Source organism: Penaeicola halotolerans (assembly GCF_016464625.1).
Lineage (GTDB): Bacteria > Bacteroidota > Bacteroidia > Cytophagales > Cyclobacteriaceae > Penaeicola > Penaeicola halotolerans.
The window spans coordinates 653,290-670,487 of record NZ_JAEAGO010000001.1 but is presented as its reverse complement, the minus strand read 5'-3'; the positions used below and the strand labels follow the sequence as shown (position 1 = coordinate 670,487).

The 17,198-nt window shown below is 39.2% G+C and carries 18 protein-coding genes; 12 read left to right on the top strand and 6 right to left on the bottom strand.

The window, feature by feature from the left end:
* Positions 1-12: 12 nt before the first annotated feature.
* From I5349_RS03010 to I5349_RS02985, 6 genes are all read left to right on the top strand, one after another.
* A complete protein-coding gene (locus tag I5349_RS03010; protein ID WP_226389247.1) occupies positions 13-432 on the top strand; it encodes a BrxA/BrxB family bacilliredoxin in 420 nt (139 codons plus the stop codon).
* Positions 433-549: 117 nt separating this feature from the next.
* Positions 550-876: a hypothetical protein gene (locus I5349_RS03005; protein WP_226389246.1), complete on the top strand. Its 327-nt coding sequence runs from the start codon at positions 550-552 to the stop codon at positions 874-876.
* 136 nt (positions 877-1,012) lie between these two features.
* Positions 1,013-2,299: a citrate synthase gene (locus tag I5349_RS03000; protein WP_226389245.1), complete on the top strand. Its 1,287-nt coding sequence runs from the start codon at positions 1,013-1,015 to the stop codon at positions 2,297-2,299.
* Between the two features lie 133 nt (positions 2,300-2,432).
* Positions 2,433-4,022, top strand: coding sequence for an ATP-dependent DNA ligase (locus tag I5349_RS02995; protein ID WP_226389244.1), 1,590 nt, complete (start codon positions 2,433-2,435; stop codon positions 4,020-4,022).
* Complete coding sequence (locus I5349_RS02990) at positions 4,015-6,456, top strand: ligase-associated DNA damage response DEXH box helicase (RefSeq protein WP_226389243.1); 2,442 nt, start codon at positions 4,015-4,017, stop codon at positions 6,454-6,456. Before I5349_RS02995 ends, I5349_RS02990 begins: the two co-directional genes overlap by 8 nt.
* Before the next feature lie 59 nt (positions 6,457-6,515).
* Complete coding sequence (locus tag I5349_RS02985; RefSeq protein ID WP_226389242.1) at positions 6,516-6,914, top strand: hypothetical protein; 399 nt, start codon at positions 6,516-6,518, stop codon at positions 6,912-6,914.
* A gap of 62 nt (positions 6,915-6,976) precedes the next feature.
* Here the strand turns inward: I5349_RS02985 and I5349_RS02980 are convergent, their stop codons facing one another.
* The 4 genes from I5349_RS02980 to I5349_RS02965 form a co-directional block, all read right to left on the bottom strand.
* A complete protein-coding gene (locus I5349_RS02980) occupies positions 6,977-7,930 on the bottom strand; it encodes a DUF4097 family beta strand repeat-containing protein (RefSeq protein ID WP_226389241.1) in 954 nt (317 codons plus the stop codon).
* Positions 7,923-8,303 (bottom strand): TM2 domain-containing protein, encoded by a 381-nt coding sequence (locus I5349_RS02975; protein WP_226389240.1) that lies wholly within the window; start codon positions 8,301-8,303, stop codon positions 7,923-7,925. The genes I5349_RS02980 and I5349_RS02975 overlap by 8 nt, the downstream gene beginning before the upstream one ends.
* 4 nt (positions 8,304-8,307) lie before the next feature.
* The gene (locus I5349_RS02970) at positions 8,308-8,607 is read right to left on the bottom strand and encodes a DUF2752 domain-containing protein (RefSeq protein ID WP_226389239.1); all 300 of its coding nucleotides are present in this window, start codon (positions 8,605-8,607) and stop codon (positions 8,308-8,310) included.
* Positions 8,608-8,856: 249 nt separating this feature from the next.
* Positions 8,857-9,942: an oxygenase MpaB family protein gene (locus tag I5349_RS02965; protein ID WP_226389238.1), complete on the bottom strand. Its 1,086-nt coding sequence runs from the start codon at positions 9,940-9,942 to the stop codon at positions 8,857-8,859.
* Between the two features lie 91 nt (positions 9,943-10,033).
* Here I5349_RS02965 and I5349_RS02960 point away from each other — a divergent pair, with 91 nt between their 5' ends.
* From I5349_RS02960 to tyrS, 4 genes are all read left to right on the top strand, one after another.
* Complete coding sequence (locus tag I5349_RS02960; RefSeq protein ID WP_226389237.1) at positions 10,034-10,921, top strand: TolB-like translocation protein; 888 nt, start codon at positions 10,034-10,036, stop codon at positions 10,919-10,921.
* 41 nt (positions 10,922-10,962) lie between these two features.
* Positions 10,963-11,991: a ParM/StbA family protein gene (locus I5349_RS02955; RefSeq protein ID WP_226389236.1), complete on the top strand. Its 1,029-nt coding sequence runs from the start codon at positions 10,963-10,965 to the stop codon at positions 11,989-11,991.
* A 27-nt stretch (positions 11,992-12,018) separates the two neighbouring features.
* Positions 12,019-12,510 (top strand): bactofilin family protein, encoded by a 492-nt coding sequence (locus I5349_RS02950; RefSeq protein WP_226389235.1) that lies wholly within the window; start codon positions 12,019-12,021, stop codon positions 12,508-12,510.
* Between the two features lie 83 nt (positions 12,511-12,593).
* Positions 12,594-13,886 carry a tyrosine--tRNA ligase gene (gene tyrS, locus I5349_RS02945; RefSeq protein ID WP_226389234.1) on the top strand — a complete coding sequence of 431 codons (1,293 nt, stop codon included), beginning with the start codon at positions 12,594-12,596 and terminating at the stop codon, positions 13,884-13,886.
* Between the two features lie 54 nt (positions 13,887-13,940).
* Here the strand turns inward: tyrS and I5349_RS02940 are convergent, their stop codons facing one another.
* The gene (locus tag I5349_RS02940; protein WP_226389233.1) at positions 13,941-14,498 is read right to left on the bottom strand and encodes an outer membrane beta-barrel protein; all 558 of its coding nucleotides are present in this window, start codon (positions 14,496-14,498) and stop codon (positions 13,941-13,943) included.
* A 55-nt stretch (positions 14,499-14,553) separates the two neighbouring features.
* Complete coding sequence (locus I5349_RS02935) at positions 14,554-15,525, bottom strand: zinc-dependent alcohol dehydrogenase family protein (RefSeq protein WP_226389232.1); 972 nt, start codon at positions 15,523-15,525, stop codon at positions 14,554-14,556.
* A gap of 179 nt (positions 15,526-15,704) precedes the next feature.
* Between I5349_RS02935 and I5349_RS02930 the strand changes: the two genes are divergently transcribed.
* Both I5349_RS02930 and I5349_RS02925 read left to right on the top strand, forming a co-directional pair.
* The gene (locus tag I5349_RS02930; RefSeq protein ID WP_226389231.1) at positions 15,705-16,409 is read left to right on the top strand and encodes a TetR/AcrR family transcriptional regulator; all 705 of its coding nucleotides are present in this window, start codon (positions 15,705-15,707) and stop codon (positions 16,407-16,409) included.
* A 16-nt stretch (positions 16,410-16,425) separates the two neighbouring features.
* Positions 16,426-17,193 carry a glucose 1-dehydrogenase gene (locus I5349_RS02925; protein ID WP_226389230.1) on the top strand — a complete coding sequence of 256 codons (768 nt, stop codon included), beginning with the start codon at positions 16,426-16,428 and terminating at the stop codon, positions 17,191-17,193.
* Positions 17,194-17,198 lie beyond the last annotated feature (5 nt).

Here is a 17,198-nt window from a genome sequence, read left to right as displayed (position 1 = left end):
AAAGTAAAGCATATGTATCCAGAACAACTTGTAGCTCCCATGAGAGCAGACCTGACAGAAGCAGGTTTCGTAGAGTTCAAAACTCAAGCGGATGTGGACAACCATCTGACAAATCATAAAGGGACTTCTCTTATCGTTATCAATTCTGTGTGTGGCTGTGCTGCGGGTGCTGCCAGACCAGGCGTGAAATACGGTATTGCTAAATCACCTAAAAAGCCAGACGTGCTTGCTACGGTATTTGCAGGTGTTGATAAAGAAGCTGTAGACAGACTGAGACAGTTAACAGCGCCTTATCCACCATCTTCTCCAGCAGTAGCTTTATTCAAGGACGGTGAGCTAGTACATTTCATCGAAAGACATCATATCGAAGGTCGTACCGCACAGATGATCGGTGACCATTTAGTGGATGTTTTCGCAGAGTTTTGTGACTAAGAGAAACAGACATTCAAAATAGTTAAGGGAAAGCACTAAGTTTTCCCTTATTTTTTTGATCTGAACCGAACAAATTTTATTTGTTTACGATTATATACATGTATAAACATGAATCAAATGATAACAATAGATTGGACACTAGAAATAATGATGGGACTAGCATTTTTCATCATTTCTGGATTTTATTACGGGGTGAGAAGTGTCGATGTGAAGGGTGTTCAAACTTTATTTTTAGCTTTAGGATCAGCTTTGATGGCTTTTATGGTTTTTGGATCTGTACTTACCCTAGTTTGGTTAGTGATGATGCCATTTGGAATACATATTGGCATTCCAAATTTTCCTAAAGCACTACTTTTGATGACGACTATGACCGTGATGAGCTTTTATGTGAGTTATGCCGCGGGTCTCATCAAATTAAGTTTTCGCAGTAAAGTGAAAGCTTGAGTAGTCACAATACCATTTTGTTTACAAAAGGATAGAAGTACTTTTCATTTTTAAATTGGATACCAAGAATGAAAGTCTTTTTAGTTATCTTAGGGCGTGAATTTTAATATTTCAATTATATAAAAACCCAACATATATGTCAGAAATAGCAAAACTTTCGTATGACGGCCAAGAATATGAGCTGCCTGTCATAGAAGGTACTGAGCAAGAGAAAGCCATTGATATCGCCAAACTTAGAGGTGCTTCAGGCTTGATCACCATAGACCCAGGATACAAAAACACAGGCGCTACAACGAGTGCTATTACTTATCTTGATGGTGAAAATGGTATTTTAAGATACAGAGGTTATAACATCGAAGACTTAGCTGATAAGTCTAACTTTTTAGAGGTTTCTTATCTACTCATATATGGTGAGCTACCTACAGCTGAGCAATATGCTAAGTTCTCAAATGAAATCACTACACATACACTCGTACACGAAGACATCAAAAAGATCCTAGAAGGCTTCCCTTCTAACGCGCATCCAATGGGCGTATTATCTTCTTTGGTTTGTTCTTTGACAGCTTTTTATCCTCAGTCATTAGATCCCAATAGATCTGCTGAGGAGGTCAATTTGAGTATTATTAGATTACTTGCTAAGCTTCCTACTTTTGCTTCTTGGTCTTACAAGAATAAAGTAGGTCACCCGGTAAACTATCCAGACAATAGCTTAGACTACTGTTCAAACTTCTTGAAAATGATGTTTGCGCTTCCTGCTGAAAAGTACGAAGTAGATCCAGTAGTAGCTAATGCTCTTGATAAATTGCTCATTCTTCATGCAGATCACGAGCAAAACTGCTCTACTTCTACAGTAAGGATCGTAGGATCTTCTCAGGCAAGTATATATGCTTCTATTTCTGCTGGTATCAATGCCCTTTGGGGACCACTTCACGGAGGTGCTAATCAGTCAGTGATAGAGATGCTTGAAGCGATCAAAGCAGATGGTGGAGATGCTGATAAGTACTTAGCCAAAGCAAAAGATAAAAATGATCCTTTCAGACTGATGGGCTTTGGTCACAGAGTTTATAAGAACTTTGATCCAAGAGCTAGAATCATCAAAAAGGCTGCAGATGATGTATTAAGCAAGTTGGGAGTTAACGATCCTATCTTAGAGATTGCTAAAAAGCTTGAAGAAGCTGCGCTTAATGATGAGTACTTTATCGAAAGAAAGCTTTATCCAAACGTAGATTTCTACTCAGGTATCATCTACAGAGCACTAGGTATTCCTACTGATATGTTCACTGTGATGTTTGCCCTTGGTAGACTTCCAGGCTGGATAGCGCAGTGGAAAGAAATGAGAGAAAATGGTGAGCCGATTGGTAGACCAAGACAAGTATACACTGGATATACGCAAAGACCATACGTAGAAATGAATAAGCGTTAATCCTACATCAATCAGAGAAATCCTGCTTCCTAAAGAGGCAGGATTTTTTATTTAATATTAGTGACATAATCTGTCAGGCAACTAACAATTACTCTTGTTAACTGTTAAATTCACAATGCCATAGGAGTAATATATGAAGCGCTTTGCAAGACTCTTTGAAGAACTGGACCAGACCAATAAGACTAATGACAAGGTTCAGATTCTGAAAACTTACTTTTTAGATGCCCCTGATGAGGATAAGCTCTGGGCATTAGCGCTTTTTACCCATAGAAGACCAAAAAGGCAAATCAACACTACATTACTTCGAATCTGGACAGCTGACTATGCTGGTATTCCAGATTGGCTTTTTGAAGAGAGCTACCATACTGTGGGTGATCTAGCAGAGACTATCTCCCTCCTACTTCCTATCACTGAAAATAATACATCACATAGCTTGACTTGGTGGATCAACTATTTGCAAGACCTTAAAGATTTAGAAGAGTCAGAAAAGAAGGCTCGTATAATAAATGCTTGGCAGAGTTTAGATCAAAAAGAGCGGTTTGTTTTTACCAAGCTCATTACTGGTGGTTTTAGAATTGGTGTTTCTCAAAATCTGGTAACTAGAGCCATTGCAGAGGCATTTGACATAGACAAGTCTGTGATAGCGCATAGACTAATGGGTGACTGGCATCCTGATAGGATTAGCTTCCAAAAACTCATCTTGGAGGAAAGACATCAAGATGATCACTCTAAACCTTACCCTTTTTACCTAGCCCATCCAATAGAGGATCATCCAAAGGAATTAGGGTCTATCAAGCAGTGGCAGATAGAATGGAAATGGGATGGCATTAGAGGACAAATCATCATCAGAGGTGGGGAAGTGTATATCTGGTCGAGAGGAGAAGAGTTAGTAACAGACAAATTTCCAGAGCTACATGCTTTTAAATCACTGCCTGATGGGACTGTATTAGATGGTGAGATCATTCCCTATGCCGATGGACAACCTTTATCATTTGCATTGCTTCAAACAAGAATAGGCCGAAAAGTCCTGTCCAAAAAGATCTTACAAGAGGCTCCTATATCATTTATTGCGTATGACCTTCTCGAATGGAAAGGCAGCGATATCAGAGAAAGCCCACAAGAAGTTCGAAGATCACTTTTGGAGGAACTGCATGAGTGCTTTACGACTATCCCAACTTTTATATTATCTCCTCTAATCTCTGCAGACAGTTGGGATCATTTGACTCAACTGAGAGAAAAGTCAAGAGAGATGCTCGCTGAAGGTATGATGATCAAGCATAAAGATGCTGCTTACGAAGTAGGGCGAAAACGAGGCTCTTGGTGGAAGTGGAAGATAGATCCACTCACGATAGATGGTGTGATGCTCTATGCTCAAAAAGGTCATGGAAGGCGAGCAGATTTATTTACAGATTACACTTTGGCCGTATGGGACGGAGATCTCTTAGTTCCTTTTGCCAAAGCCTACTCAGGTCTGACAGATGCTGAGTTAAAGGAAATAGATGCCTTCGTAAAGAAGAACACAAAAGAAAAGTTTGGCCCCGTGAGAACGGTTGTTCCAGAATTAGTATTTGAAATAGCTTTCGAGGGTATCCAAAAAAGCCCAAGACACAAGTCAGGCATAGCATTGAGATTTCCTAGAATACTCAGATGGAGAAAAGATAAAACAGCCAAAGAAGCTAATACACTTGCTGATCTCAAAAAGCTACTTTCCATATATGGCTGATATTTCAATAGGTCATACATTTTTTGCTCAAAAAGGCTGGAAGCCGTTTCCATTTCAAGAGGAAGTATGGCGAGCTTATCTAGAGGGTAAGAGTGGCTTACTCAACGCACCTACTGGTAGTGGCAAGACTTATTCCCTTTGGCTACCTGTACTCATGGAGTATATTCAGCAAAATCCAGACTATCTTAAACCAAAGAAAAATGGACTACAGATCATTTGGATCACTCCGTTGAGAGCGCTCGCACAGGATATCAAATTGGCTATGGAACAGGTCTGTGAGGCTCTTGAACTCCCATGGCAGGTAGCGGTAAGAAGCGGAGATACAACATCGGCAGAGCGGCAGAAACAAAAACGAAATATGCCAGAGTGTCTCATTACTACACCAGAAAGTTTGCACCTGCTACTAAGTCAAAAAGACTCTCATAAACTATTTTCGACACTCAAATCAGTAGTCGTAGATGAATGGCACGAGTTACTGGGCAATAAACGAGGGGTACAGATAGAGCTAGCACTGTCTAAAATCAAGTCTTTAACTGATAAGCCTCTGAAGATTTGGGGGATATCTGCCACCATAGGCAATTTAGAGCAAGCTAAGGAGGTTTTACTAGGCTCAAACTATCCAGAAAGCGTAAGTGTCATCGCTGATATCAACAAGAAAATAGTCGTAAAGTCAATCTTGCCACCTAAGGTAGAACAATATCCCTGGGGTGGACACTTGGGTATCAAGATGCTTCCTGAAATCTTGCCCATCATTGAAAAAAGTAAGACCACACTCCTATTCACCAATACCAGATCTCAGACAGAGATGTGGTATCAAAAGATTCTGGAGTTTGCTCCAGAACTCTCTGGTCTGATAGCGATGCACCATGGGTCACTTGACAATGACGTCAGAGCATGGGTAGAGGAAGCGCTACATCAAGGAAAACTGAAGTTAGTAGTCTGCACATCAAGTCTAGATCTGGGAGTCGATTTTAGACCTGTAGAGACTGTCATACAAGTAGGCGGTCCTAAAGGTGTAGCCAGATTTGCACAAAGAGCAGGTCGTAGTGGACATCAACCAGGAGCTCAAAGTATGATATACTTCCTTCCTACCAACTCTCTAGAACTCATAGAGAGCATTGCACTACAAAAGGCCATCAAAAACAAGCGCTTTGAAGACAGAATCCCCTTGGAGAAAAGTTTCGATACACTGATACAATACTTGGTGACCTTAGCTGTCGGGGAGGGATTTGAGCCAAACAAAATACTTGATCAGATCAAAACCACCTTTTGCTTTAAAGAGATCACTGATGAAGAATGGCAATGGGTCTTAAAATTCATCACTGATGGAGGAGAAAGTCTAAGTGGCTATGATGAATATGCTAAAGTATCACTCATAGATGGGAAATATAAGGTTGAAAATAAGAAAATAGCACTGAGACATCGACTATCCATTGGTACGATCGTGAGTGATCCTATGCTGAAAGTGAAGTACATGACTGGAGGCTATATCGGACAGGTAGAAGAAAGTTTTATCAGTAAAATCAAAAAAGGAGATGTGTTTTTCTTTGCTGGAAGAAGTCTCGAATTTATCCAGATTAAAGAGATGCAAGTACTCGTCCGTAGATCCAATCGTAAAACAGGAATCGTACCTCGCTGGATGGGCGGTCGGATGCCGCTCTCTTCACAACTCTCCAATATGATCAGAGAAGAACTTCATCAAGCGGCTTTAGGGCGGTATGAAAGTATAGAGCTACAGACTATCCAACCAATCTTAGAAACGCAACAGAGACTTTCTATCATTCCTGATCTGAATACACTTTTGATAGAATATGTAGAGACCAAAGAAGGACATCATCTATTCATTTATCCATTTGAGGGGCGTTTTGTACATGAAGTACTCTCTTCATTGATCGCTTATAGAATCAGTTTAGATACTCCAATATCCTTTAGCATAGCCATGAATGATTACGGGTTTGAACTTCTTTCTGATGAGCCTATACCGATAGAAGAAGCGCTATCCACTGATTTATTTTCGATGAATAATCTACTGAGTGATATCTATGCAAGTATCAACCAAGCAGAAATGGCCAAAAGAAAGTTTAGAGATATTGCCAGCATAGCGGGTTTGATCTTTCAAGGATTCCCAGGGAAAGGCATCACTCAAAAACACTTACAAGCTTCTTCGGGAATTCTCTATGGCGTCTTTGAACAATACGATCCTGAGAATTTACTTTTATACCAAGCCAAAGAAGAAGTGTTGACCGTGCAACTTGAAAAGGAACGATTGATCAAAGCCATGCAGCGTATCAATCAACAAAAAATACATTTACAAAGATGCGCTAGACCTACTCCTTTTGCTTTTCCTATCATGGTCGATCGGCTACGTGCTAAGCTAAGCTCTGAAAAGCTAGAAGATCGCATAGCTAAGATGCAGGCAGCATTGTTAAAATAATCTTGATTTTAACTTATCTTGCCTATGTTTTGTAATTTGTATAGTCAACTAACAACACTATGAAAAAATTCTTAAAAATTGCCATACCTATTGGACTTGTTGTGCTTGCTATCATCATTTGGTGGCGGTACTTTTTTGTATTCAGTGAAGGTGTCAAAGCGGGAGATCTAAACTATTTTGAGAAGAAAGGTTTTGTATTTAAAACCTATGAAGGTAGACTAGTCCAAGCCGGGTTTCAGAGTCCTACCCCAGGAGGATTACAGAGCAATGAATTTAGATTTAGTGTAGAAAGTGATGAAATCGCATCCAAATTGGAGCGAGCTAGCGGTCGCTTTGTAGAGCTTAGATATAAAGAATACTTCGCTCCAGTACCTTGGAGAGGCGCTTCTACCTATGTGGTAACAGAGGTACTTGACATCCAAGATGGCAAAGAGGCTAATGAAATGCCTGTGAAGTAATTAAAAACCACCTTGACGTGAATCAAGGTGGTGGTAGTTAAAAAAATTGAGAGTTATCTTTATTACCTAAAAGTCAATTTCTGACTTCCTGAAGAGCTTCTTCCATTGATGCGAAAGCTATTCCCCTGTCCCATCTCAAGCTTTTTGGAAGACTTATTTCCGTTGATAGAAAGTGAACCACTGCTGGCTGCTAAGGATACTTTCCCCTCATTGAGTTTATTGTTAAAATCTATGGCTATAGATCCTGACGAAGTATTTAAGTTGAGCGTCTCACTAGCCAGCACATTCTTGCCTTTTATAGAACCACTAGAGCTTTTTGCACGTGAGAGACCAGCTACATCAGTCATAGATATACTACCGGAAGTTGTTGAAAGTGATACACTTTGCATATTGATCTCTACTAGTTCAATACTTCCAGAACTACTAGAGATATCCATTTGATTTCCAGTTATATTGTTCATTTTGAGACTTCCTGAAGTTACTTTGCCTGAAATATCTCCTTTTATATTTTGAAGCTTTAGCATTCCTGAAGTAGTAGCGGCATAAATGTGACCTTGGACATCCTGAAGTGAAATAGATCCTGATGATGCTCTAAAACTCAGTGAATCATGATTTACATTTCTGACAAAAGCATTACCACTAGATATCTTGAGATCAATCGCAAGATCAGAAGGACCTGTAAAGATGAAGGCTCCTTCTAATGCATTATTCATAAACCATGATTTATTATTTTCTAATACCTCGATCCAGACCTTCATAGTTTCCCCTAATCGCTCATAGCGTATTTTGTACGGATTTTGATCTTTTGATTTTCCGAAAATCTTACCAGCAAAGGTCAACTCCTCTCCCATGCCTCCTTGATAATCTACCTCAATGAAGCTACTATTGATTTCTAATCGCTTGATGCCACTTTCTCTAAAAGAAGCCTCTTCTAAAAGTGACTGAGCAGATACTGTGTGGATCATCAGGACAAGTGCAAACACCGTCCCGATGATTAATTTTATTGACTTATACATTTGATCCACCGTTTGTGCTGTTAGTAGTCGATATCACCAAGCCACGTACTTCTACAGCTATTTTATAGTTATACTCAGCAGCTAAGCTCTTGAAGTTGACTAGATCCACTATCGTTCCGATAAAACATAGACCTGCAGTCAATAAGTATAAGATACCTAGCCCAATATGTCCTAATATAAACCTGTGTATACCAGCAAACCCAACAAAACCTAGAAGCGCCAACAACAGAATCAACTGATTGTCTTTTCGTCTAGCACGATAGACTGTAGCAAAAAGCTGTGCTTGATCTTCATTCATATCATTGAGAATGTTCGATACATTCATCATTTCCATACCTTCAAGCTCAGGTAGATATTTTAATACACTTGCCATAATTTTACTTTTTTAAATAGTTTACAATAAGTTGAAAAATGCGATAAATCAATAGCAAAATAGCTGGGATCCCTAACCAATGCTGTGAAAATGAACGGGCAAATTCGCCTTTGAATGCCCAAGCCATAGATCTTCCTAAGCCACATCCTGGACAAAAATCAAATCCAAGTCTGTCAATCGGACAAAGTGAAAAGTGGCTCGCTTCACTAGGTGTAAAAAGCGCCAAGCTTATCAAGGCTATCGTCCAAAATACGGCTTCTAGTGGAAACACTTTTCGATTAAGTTGGTCAACTGATTTCTCCATTTGATGGATAAAAGCCAATTAACATGCCAGTGGCCAAAATGTGCTTTAATTGGTCAAAAATGAGGGTTTATGAAAAAGATATGTGCGAAAATAGGTTAAAAAGTGTTCGTTTTCGGTCAAAATAACTATGAAATGAAACTGACGATTGAAACTAGGTTTATCTTAAATGACCGTCTATTTCAAATTGACTTATCCCCTAGTTATCCTCTACTTATCTCCTAGTCAAAGCTTAGTCAAAGCCTAGTTTTATTAATAGACAGGAAGTTGAATGCTGATCTGTTGATTTGGAAAATAAATCTGAACCTGTTGCTCAAATGTCTTCTTGGCTTGTGCATATCCAGATCGGTTAGCACTAGGACTTGCTGGGTGATTATTAAAAATATACAGGGCCTTGGCTACTTGCTGGTCTAGCTTAGATTGAGCTAGTCCTAGATATGCCCCTATTTCCTGCCCCAAAAAATAATTCATCAGTGAAACCACTATTCTTGACTGTGTCTCATCAGGTGCCGTTTGTTTGAAGTAAGTGATCAAAGAATCAGTTAATTTTTCCCCTGCTTCGCTTGTTCTAAAATTCCGTAATCTGATAGCTTTATCTAGATAGATAGCCTCTTTGATATGAGAGCAAACTAGGGACTCTGATACGCCCAACGTCAAACCAATCTGTTGCCAAAAGTACATATAGGCATCTCCATCAGATATATCGTAATTTACAGAGGACTTTTTCAAACCCTTCAGGCAGATATAGCTAAAAGCCAGGTTTGTTCCTGCCATATCCTCCTGATTTACAGGAAATCCTAGCTTCATATCCCAGTTGGACTTTAAGCAAAAATACCTAGCAAAAGCATGCATAAGTCTCGTCTTAAATAAAGCCAAATAACCACTTCCTTGAGGTTCAAATGCATCAGGAGACATGATGTCCAGCACAAAGGAGGCAGTTTCAAAAAGACGCTTTCCAGGCATATTCTTGATTTTTTCAGATCGCCAAAGTACCTGAGCACCATCTGCACCTGCATAGCAGTATGGCAAACTATAAAGCCCTAATAAACTCAATAGCTGACCACTGTACTGAGAAAAAAAAGTTTGACCTTTTGACAAGAGATCTGAATCCGCTTTTTCTATCGTATTTATGATATGATTTCGGACTTGAGAAAGCTTTGAAGGCAGTGATAATGCTAGAAAAGCCTCATTAAAGTCCGTTTTATTAATCGATTCTAGTACGCTTTGTCTATCTGATGAGTCCATTAGAGCCATAAGCGCCTCATCAGCGAGTGGATCTCCTACTTTTCTAGCCAAAGCCAATGTATCTTGAAGCGAAGCAAATGAGGTTTCTTGCATATTATGCTAACTCTCAGTTAGTATTTTCTGTTTCGTGATAGTATTTTAAAACCTAAACATTAATTTTGTACTTTGGAACGTTATGCTAGAAATGAAGAACATTATTGGAATTTTTATTTGTCTATTCATCATATTCCCAAGTTTTCTGTGGGCGCAAAGTGATTCAGATATCTATCTAATAGCTATAAAAAGCACGAAAAATAGTATTAAGGTCAATCCAAATAATGAGCCGCAAAAAATTAATGAGCAGGTTGGATACAATGATCAACCCTATTTTGTAGGAAAAAATAAGTTGGCTTATTCTGCTGAAATCGATGGACAAAATGATATTTTGATTTATGATCTAAAAGAAAAGTCATATTTTAATATCACTAATACCCCTACTAGTGAGTATTCCCCTAAGCTTACTGACTGTGAACAATATGTATCTGCAGTGACAGTGGAAGAAGATGGGAAGCAGCGACTTTGGCTCTATCCATTTTCTCTTGGAGAGCCTGATCTTTTATTGCATAGATTTGAGCCCATTGGCTACTATGATTGGTATGATAATAAGGTCGTTGGATTTATATTAGGCAATCCAAATACCTTACAATATGCGTATAGTTTAGATGAAGTCGTGACGCTAGATGAGCAAATCGGCAGAACAATACAAAAAGTAAAAGGTAGTACAACAGAGATTCGCTACAGTAAACAAGTTGGTAACGAATCTGTTATCTGTGGGGTAAATATAGCTGACCCTAAGCGTCCAGTAAAAAAAACTATAGGGAAAGCACTTCCAGGAAGTAGAGATTTTTACTTTATAGATGAAAATATAGCCTTGATGGCTAGAGGCAATGTGATCTATAGTAGAAACTTCGCTGAGAATGATGGTAATTGGGAGATTTGTTACGAATTTACTGACAATACAGCCATCATCACCAGAATAGCTGTAGATGAAAAGAAAAAAAACTTAGCTTTTACTGTTTCCAAAAACAAATAAACACTGAACCTAAAACAAGAAATAACTTAACCGCCCTGACTATGCAAGAAATCGTACAATTCCCGAGTGTAATAGAAAGTAATAATGTAGACCTGAAAAATGTAGCTCAGGACTTATCTACAGGCTTAAAGATATTCCACGAAGGCCAAGGATATATCATAGGTAACTTAGCCCTATCTGAGGGTGTATCTCCACACAAAAACATCAATAGTGCACCTGATGATGTAGACTATAGATTGCTGTTAAAATCTAGTTTGCTCATCGCTAATCAAAAGTTAGGAAATCCTATCACTGTGACTACTGGCTTCCCTTTTTCTACTTTCCAGTTGTATAGAGATGCCTCTAAAAATCTCATCACTGGTGAGCACGAAGTTGAGTTTGACGCTGGTACATTTGGTGGTGGATCGCGCAAAAAAGTAGTTGTAGAAGTAGATAATGTATATGTCATGCCAGAAGTCGTTGGCTGTGCACTTGGTCTAAGACATGCAGAACAGAAGCAGACTGGAAATTTCTTCATGCTTAGCTTAGGCTACGGTACATTTGAGGCTATACTAAGTACAGAAGGTGGTATCGTTCAGCGTTCTGCTGTGTCCACTTACGGCATCAGATATGCCGTCAACCTACTCACGAGAGAACTTTCTAAGACTCACTACCTTGATTTGAAGACAGAACACCAGATAGATGTTGCTTTCAGCAAAGGATTTATATTCCTTAATAGAAAGCGTATTGACTTGACAGAACTTAAAAAAATGGTCATCAAGCAGTATTATGATGATGTAGTCTCTCCTTCTTTGAGAAAAGCTTTCACAGATGCTGATTTTGGTAGATCAAATAAACTATTCCTAGCTGGAGGCGGTGCTATGTATCCTGAGTTAGTTGAATTGTTTAAGCAAGAGTTTGAAGGAATCGTAGAAGTGATCGTTCCTGAAGATCCTGCATCGCTAGCGGCTAGAGGCTATTGTCATAATAGCTACTTAGTCAACGGTGGAGATAAAAGTAAAGCAGTTGGTATAGATATCGGAAACTCCAATACTGTACTAGCTACTTTTGAAAAAGAAAGCTACGTATAATAATAGAAGTAAACCAAACCACTAAGAATGTTTAAGAAAGCAAAAAGACTTGATCCTGCTACTAATTTCACCATTTTACAGCATGCATTTGTATTGACTGGTGATATTGTTTCTGAAAATGACATAAGAATCGAAGGCCAGATTAATGGAAAAGTTACTACTACTGGCCGTATAGTCATCGGAGAAAATGCTCAGATAAATGGAGACCTCACTGCCAAAGAAATCTTCATTCATGGCAATGTAAAAGGTCAAGTAATCGCGCTTTCTGAACTAGTCCTTAAAAATACTAGCAAGTTTCAAGGTAGTATTTTTACCAAGTTGATCACTGTCGAAAACGGTGCTTCATTGGATGGAAGATTAAATACATTCTCAGAGGATATCAGCGATCCAGAGGAGATCATCACGATGATCAATACCCAAGAGGAACTGAAGCCTAAAAAGGCTGCAGTTGAAACGAAACCTATCAATGAGGGTGCTGAGTCTGTTGTTTCAGCAGAGACGGCTGTCATGGTCTGGTAATATTCCACATTAGATTTCATATAGGAAGGGGCTCAAAAGCCCCTTTTTCTATTATATTTGCTGCTTTCAAAAAAACATAATCAATGAAAGATTTCATAGCAGAACTTCAGTGGAGAGGCATGCTTCACGACATGATGCCAGGTATAGAGGAGCAACTCAAAAAAGGGATTTCATCTGCCTATTTAGGCTTTGACCCTACGGCTGATTCCTTGCATATTGGACATTTGGTCGGTGTGATGACACTTTTGCACTTTCAGAGAGCTGGTCACAAGCCTATTGCCCTCGTGGGTGGAGCTACAGGAATGATCGGGGACCCATCATTCAAATCAGCTGAAAGAAATCTCCTAGATGCAGATACAATCAATCATAATATAGCGGGCATTCAGAAACAGCTAGCCAAGTTCTTGGATTTTGATGCAAAATCAGATAATGCCGCAGAACTAGTCAATAACTATGACTGGATGAAAGACTTTTCCTTCATAGAGTTCATTCGTGAGGTAGGGAAGCACATCACTGTCAACTATATGATGTCTAAAGACTCTGTCAAAAAACGACTAGAAGGCGGTACAGGTATGTCTTTTACGGAGTTTAGCTATCAGCTTATCCAAGGTTATGATTTTTACCATCTTTGGAAAAACAACAATTGCAGTATACAGCTTGGAGGATCAGACCAATGGGGCAATATCGTCACAGGAACAGAACTCGTGAGACGTATGGGAGGTGGTACTGCTTATGCGGTTACCGTTCCCCTCATTACTAAATCTGATGGGACCAAATTTGGTAAGACAGAAGGTGGAAGTGTATGGCTAGATCCAGAAAAAACTTCTCCTTATCATTTCTATCAGTTTTGGCTAAATGTCGCGGATGAAGATGCTAGTAAATACATCAGAATCTTCACACTGATGGAAAAGGAGCAAGTAGAAGCTTTAGAAAAAGAACATGCAGAAGCACCACATTTGAGAGCATTACAGAAGGCTATAGCGAAAGAGGTTACCATCAGAGTACACTCAGAAGCAGACTATGAAGCAGCTGTCAAAGCCTCTGAGATACTATTTGGCAAGTCTACAACAGAAGATCTAGCTTCTCTAAATGAAAGAACGCTGCTGGAGGTATTTGATGGAGTACCACAGGTAGAAATCTCAAAAGCTGTCTATGAGGCTACAGAAAATGTAGTAGACCTACTGGGCGAGCATGCACAGGGTGTAGTATTTAGCTCTAAAGGTGAAGCACGCAAGATGATTCAAGGTGGCGGTGTGAGCATCAACAAGCAAAAGGTAGCCGATGTAAATGAAGCAGCTCAATACCCTCTACTTCAAGGCAAATACCTACTGGTACAAAAAGGGAAAAAGAATTACTTCTTACTCAAGATTGTTTAAAACAAAGAAAGACTGCCTAATTAGCAGTCTTTCTTTGTTTAGTGCATATTAAGTTTAATTTCCAAAAAGTCTAAAACCTACATAAAACTGAAAGAGTCTATTTTTAAAATCTGCTTCACTATTTGCGGCTGTGAAACCGTGTACATAACGCACACCAGCATTGATCCCTCTCAGATTAGCTTGGACACCCACTACACCTGATACTTCACCGTTTCTAAAATTATCTTCTAGGTTTGTCAATCCTAAGTTTTCTTGATCTCCAACTAAATATCCAAATTGAGGTCCTAACTGAAAATCTACAAATCCACCTGGTATAGGACTAAAGACCAAAAGAATCGGAGCCGTAATATATGAAAGGTCTATATCTGTACCGCTATTATTAAAGTTTTCACCACCTACTTGGCTGTAGAGTAGCTCTGGTTGTAAACCTAAGCCGAGCAATTTAAACTTAGCATAAAGTCCTGCATGCCAGCCTGTAGTATTGTCACTAACTACATCAGGGCCACCAAGTTTAGCCACATTGAGACCACCTTTGGCACCGACTGAAATCTGCGCTTGCACCACACCTGCTAAGCAAAAGCTCAGTGCACATAGTAAAAGTATTTTTTTCATGATTAAAATGGTTTTAATTCAACTTTTTAAAAATAAGCAATTTTGAAATTAAAAATTAGGGAATAAGGATAATCTTGCCAGTTCTGCCAGGTTTTTCATAAGCTCGTATGGCCTCTTTTATCTGATCTAATCTAAATTTATCCGCTACATCTACTTTCATACTTTGAGTAGCCAATCCACCTAGCACATCCCTGAACACCACCTGCTTTTGCTCTTTGCTTAAGCTCTCCAACCACGTGGTCAACCAAAATCCTTCAACTTTTAGATTCTTAAAAATCAGCAAACCGCTATTCAGTGGAATTGATTCTAAACTTAACAATCCAAAAACAAGCATTTTACCATTGACTGCTAGACAGCTCAGCGCTTTTGCACCAAGTGTACCTCCTACAGCATCAAAAACGTAATTGACGCCCACACCATCCGTAATTTCTAGGGCTCTCTTGATCAGTTTCTCTTTTTCTGTCTGGATGACCGCTGTAGCTCCTAGTGCTAACAATTCCTCTACTTGCTCATCTCTTCTTACGGTACATAGCGTTTTGATGCCTCTTTGCTTGGCTAGTTGGATGACCAGCTTACCATATGCAGAAGCACCCGCTGTGAGCATCACCCACTCTCCAGTTTTGACATCTGCTTGCATGAGCATCCCATAAGCAGTAAATGGATTGACAAAAGCCTGACAAGCTACCTCATCAGTCATTTGAGGCGGTGTAGGAATGACTGTTTTAGCAGGCACGATTACATACTCCTGCCACGCTCCTACGGTAGTAAAAATGACCCTTGTCCCTATTTCTATAGAAACTCCCTCTCCACAACTCTCAATGATTCCTGCGCCTTCAAACCCTGCAGAACTTGGCAGCTTTGGAGTGATACCATACATCCCCTGCACAAACATGATATCTGAAGGATTAATATTGCAAGCCGTGACTTTGATACAAACCTCTCCAGCTGCTGGTGTTGGTTTGTTCAATGTTTTTACCTCTAAAACCTCCTCTGGTTTACCTACTTTTTCAAAAATGACACTCTTCATATATATTATATTTTCTAGATGGAATTCGCTCAAAACTAATCTATTGACTCTATGCGTAAGTTCAATATGAGACAAATAGATATAGTCGGTAATCAGTACAACGTATTTCTATTAAACTCAGTACAATAATTTTGAACTCTAGTCAAATATAAGTAAAATTGTAAATAAGAAACAAGGTTATGGGAGTTTACGAAAGACAAATCAAAGAAAAAGAGATCTTGGAAGCAGCTCAAGAACTCTTTAGCAAAAAGGGCTTCTATCTCACCAAAATGGATGATGTAGCGAAACGAGCAAACATGAGTAAGGGCCTTATCTATTTTTATTTTAAAAATAAGGAAGATCTCTACATGGCCATTACACAAAAAGCCTTTGAAGAGATCATCTCTCTCTATCAAAAAAGTATTCAAAAGAATAAGGCTAAAAAAGGAATTGATATAGTCATAGACTTCCTTTCAGTATTCATGGATTTTAATGCGAAGAACCATCTCTACAGGGATGCCATATTCCATTTTCTGGGACTGATGAAAGCACATAATAACCCCAAAACTAAAGAAGGAATCGACCCATTGATACTTGAAAGTCCCTATTTTCAAAAAGTACTTGAACTACAGCATGAACCTACTAAGCTGGGCATTAGTATGATCAGTCAAGGAATAAGAGACGGTAGCATACACAAAAGTATCGAACCGGAAATGGCCTATTTTACTTTATGGGCATTAGTTATTGGATTTGACAAATTGAGCACCTTTGGCGATCCTCAAAACAATGAAACGCTCTATAAAATAAAAATAGAAGACTGGAAAAATAGTATCCTATCACTTGCTCAGGCTATTCTAAAGAATGAAAAATCAATGCAGCAAGCGTTTCAAGCGACTTTATTTTAATCAAAAAACAAACAATATGAATTTTCAGACACTATTTGACCTCAAAGGAAAAGTTGCACTCATCACAGGAGCATCAAAGGGCATAGGAGAAGCTGCTGCCTTATTTTTAGCACAAGCTGGCGCCAAAGTAGTTGTGTCTAGCCGTAAGATCGATGCTGTAAAAGCCGTAGCCGAAAAAATCAACCAATCAGGTGGAGAGGCATACGCCATCGCTTGTAATGTAGGCGATATGGAAGATGCCAGAAAGCTAGTCTCTGATACGATTGCACACTTTGGTACGATAGACATCATCATCAATAATGCCGCTACAAATCCAGTCTTTGGGCCAGTCCACGACACATCTGAAGAAGCATTTGATAAAATCATGGCGGTCAATGTCAAGGGTCCATTTGAAATAGCCAAGGCCGCCTATCCTACACTAAAAGCTAAAAAGTCAGGTTCGATTATCAATATCAGTTCTGTAGGTGGGATCAGTCCAGAGCATGGTTTGGGAATATACTCCATGAGTAAAGCAGCCCTGATCTCACTTTCCAAAGTGCTAGCCAAAGAATGGGGAGATGATAATATTCGCGTCAATACGATCTGTCCCGGTTTGATCAAAACGAAATTTAGTGAAGCACTTTGGACCAACGACAAAGTAATGCAAATGATGATGAAGGCACTTCCTATCAAACGAATCGGTACTCCAGAGGAAGTTGCAGCACTTTGTCTTTACTTAGCAGCTGATGCTTCTGCCTATAGCACAGGTGCAGTATTCACTGCTGATGGTGGATTTACCATTTGATTAAA